Raw genomic sequence first — 2,753 nt, forward strand, 5'->3', positions numbered from 1 at the left:
ACACTCCCCAGCAGCCGGTAGGCGACGCCGAAGACCGCGGACCGGTGACTCTCCCATCCGGCGCAGAGCAGGTCCTCCTGCTCGGACCGGCCAGGCGCGTGCCCGTCACCCATACAGATCGCCACCTCCCCCAGGTTCGGATCCAGCGTAGCCACCTGAACACGTCCTTGGTCGGTACGGCTAGGGCTCCAGGCCGAGCATCGCGCGGCCGCGCGCCGACTCGGGGAAACGGGCGAGCATGGCGCGCAGTTCGGCGGCGTCGACGTTCGCGCCGAACGGCTCCGTTCCCGGCTCCATGCGTACGCCCTCGGAGAGCGGGCCGGCGGTCACCGGGTCGAAGCCGAGCGCGTCCACGATCGAGGCGACGATCTCCACGTCGTCCGCCCGGTCGCCTGCGATGGCGATCGCGCGGCGACCGGGTGTGCCAGCAGGGCGGGCCCCGTCCTCGAGGTCGTGGTAGCCCATGTGGTTGAACGCCTTGACGACCCGGGCTCCGGACAGGAACTCCTGGACGATCTCACTGGTGGAGGTACGCGGGTCGGTGAGGTCGTCGCGCACCCCGTCGACCTCCCACCAGTAGTTCATCGCGTCGATCACGAGCTTGCCCCGCAGCGCCTCCGCCGGGACGTCACGGTGCTTGCCGAGCGGCAGGGCGAGCACCGTCACGTCCGCCTCGGACGCGGCCCGCGCCGCGGTCACCGGGGTCGCGCCGGGGGTGACGACCTCGACGATGAGGGCGATCCGGGCGGGGTCGCCGGAGCCGGCGACGAGCACGCGGTAGCCGGCCGCCAGAGCCAGGCGGGCGAGGACGGTGCCGACCTTGCCGGCGCCCAGGATGCCGATGGTACGGACGTCGTCGGGTTTCATGATTGCCGTCACCGGCCGTCGAAGGAACGGTCGGCGAGCAGGTCGCGGACCATCGGGATCACCTTGCCGCCGTACAGCTCGACGGCCTTCAACCGGGCGCCGGTCGGCTGCGGGCCCGAGCTGTAGATGAGGTCGAACCGGCCGACGCCGAGGCGGCGGATGGCTCCCGCCATCTTGCGGGCGACGGTCTCGGGCGAGCCGACGTACAGGGAGCCGCGCTCGATCTCGGCGTCGAACTCGGCGCGGCGCAGCGGCGGCCAGCCGCGCTGGGCTCCGATCCGGTCGCGCATCATCTTGAAGCCGGGCCAGAACCCCTCCTTGGCCTCCTCGTCGGTGTCGGCGACGAAGCCGGGGGAGTGCATCCCGACGGGGTGCGCCGTCGTGCCGAGCTGGTCCGCGGCCCGCCGGTAGAGATCGATGTACGGGGCGAACCGGTCGGGGGCGCCGCCGATGATCGCGAGCATGAGCGGCAGGCCGTAGCGCGCGGTGCGGACGACCGACTGGGGCGAGCCGCCGACGCCGACCCACGTGCTCAGGCGGCCCGACTCGGTCTTGGGGAAGACGTCGGCGTTCTCGAGCGGGGCGCGTACGGTGCCGCTCCAGGTGACGGGCCGTTCGTCGAGCAGCTTGGCGAAGAGCTCGATCTTCTCCTCGAACAACACGTCGTAGTCCGCGAGGTCGTAGCCGAACAGCGGGAACGACTCGGTGAAGGAGCCGCGTCCGAGGATCACCTCGGCCCGGCCGCGCGACAGCGCGTCGACGGTCGCGAAGCGCTGGAACACCCGGACCGGGTCGTCGGAGCTCAGCACCGTCACGCCGGAGGCGAGGCGGATGCGCGAGGTGCGCGTCGCGATGCCGGCGAGCACGGTCTCCGGGGTGGAGATCGAATACTCGGAGCGGTGGTGCTCGCCCAGGGCGATCACGTCGACGCCGAGCTCGTCGGCGATCAGTGCCTCGTCGAGGACCTGGCGGATCGCCGCGGCGTGGGAGAGGAGGGCTCCGGCGTCGTCCTGCGGCACGTCGCCGAAGGTGTCCAGCCCGAAGGTGATGTCGGTCATGGGGGTCTCTTCCAAGGGGTGTCCCCGCCGCGAGCGGGGCCCGGCTCGATCCTCCGGATGTTGCCACCCGCCGTACGACCGGGAATGATTGACGTGTCAAGTATGTCCGGCGGCTTATTGACATGTCAATTACTTCGCATGGAGGAGAGGCCGTGACGCAGCGCAGGCGCCAGTTGCCGACGAGCGAGGAACTGCGGATCTGGCGAGACTTCGTCGAGACAGCGGAAGCACTGCGCTCCGAGCTCGCCTCGCGTCTTCAGAACGAATCGTCCATGTCGCCGGGCGACTACACCGTCCTGCTGGCGCTGAGCGAGGCGGACGGACACCGGCTGCGTCCGTCCGAGCTCGCCGCGACGATCGGCTGGGAGCGCAGCCGCCTGTCCCATCACCTCGGACGCATGGAACGGCGCGGGCTGGTGCGGCGCGAGAACTGCGCCACCGACAGCCGGGGCGCGGAGATCGTCCTCACCGCGGAAGGCGCCGACGCCTTCCGCGGGGCCTCCATCCCGCACCTGCGCGCCGTCCGAGAGCTCTTCGTCGACGCGCTGTCGCCCGGCCAGCTCACCGCGGCCGGCGACCTGGCCGCCACACTGCGCGAACGCCTCGACACGTCGCGCGGACGCCGCTAGATCGTTGATGTGAAATTCGGGTTAGTGATCGTAAGCGATCAGGGATCGTTTCACGGGTGCGCCGATGTTCCCGTTGTGCCAGATGACGGCGTTGAGGGCGAGGATGCGCTGGCTGATGCGCGCCCACAGGCCGTCTGGGTGGCGGGCGTTGTGGCGTTCGAGGCCGAGCTGGTTCTTCAGCGTCCAGATGATCGCTTCG

General features: G+C 70.6%; 3 protein-coding genes and 1 pseudogene. 1 reads left to right on the plus strand and 3 read right to left on the minus strand.

The window, feature by feature from the left end:
• Positions 1–180 precede the first annotated feature (180 nt).
• Both C1J01_RS47375 and C1J01_RS47380 read right to left on the minus strand, forming a co-directional pair.
• On the minus strand, positions 181–867 hold the full coding sequence (locus tag C1J01_RS47375; protein WP_111185643.1) for an NADPH-dependent F420 reductase: 687 nt from the start codon (positions 865–867) through the stop codon (positions 181–183).
• A gap of 8 nt (positions 868–875) precedes the next feature.
• The gene (locus C1J01_RS47380; protein WP_111185645.1) at positions 876–1,925 is read right to left on the minus strand and encodes an LLM class flavin-dependent oxidoreductase; all 1,050 of its coding nucleotides are present in this window, start codon (positions 1,923–1,925) and stop codon (positions 876–878) included.
• A gap of 152 nt (positions 1,926–2,077) precedes the next feature.
• Here C1J01_RS47380 and C1J01_RS47385 point away from each other — a divergent pair, with 152 nt between their 5' ends.
• On the plus strand, positions 2,078–2,554 hold the full coding sequence (locus tag C1J01_RS47385) for a MarR family winged helix-turn-helix transcriptional regulator (RefSeq protein WP_220040477.1): 477 nt from the start codon (positions 2,078–2,080) through the stop codon (positions 2,552–2,554).
• Between the two features lie 21 nt (positions 2,555–2,575).
• On the opposite strand, the pseudogene C1J01_RS54235 reads toward C1J01_RS47385, so the two are convergent.
• Positions 2,576–2,753: pseudogene (locus C1J01_RS54235) on the minus strand (IS982 family transposase); the annotation flags it as partial.

Source organism: Nonomuraea aridisoli (genome assembly GCF_003236395.1).
Taxonomy (GTDB): domain Bacteria; phylum Actinomycetota; class Actinomycetes; order Streptosporangiales; family Streptosporangiaceae; genus Nonomuraea; species Nonomuraea aridisoli.

Bases quoted from the DNA above. Each gene is read 5' to 3' on its own strand.
- C1J01_RS47375 (WP_111185643.1), bottom strand. From the start codon at position 867: ATGAAACCCGACGACGTCCGTACCATCGGCATCCTGGGCGCCGGCAAG.
- C1J01_RS47380 (WP_111185645.1), bottom strand. From the start codon at position 1,925: ATGACCGACATCACCTTCGGGCTGGACACCTTCGGCGACGTGCCGCAG.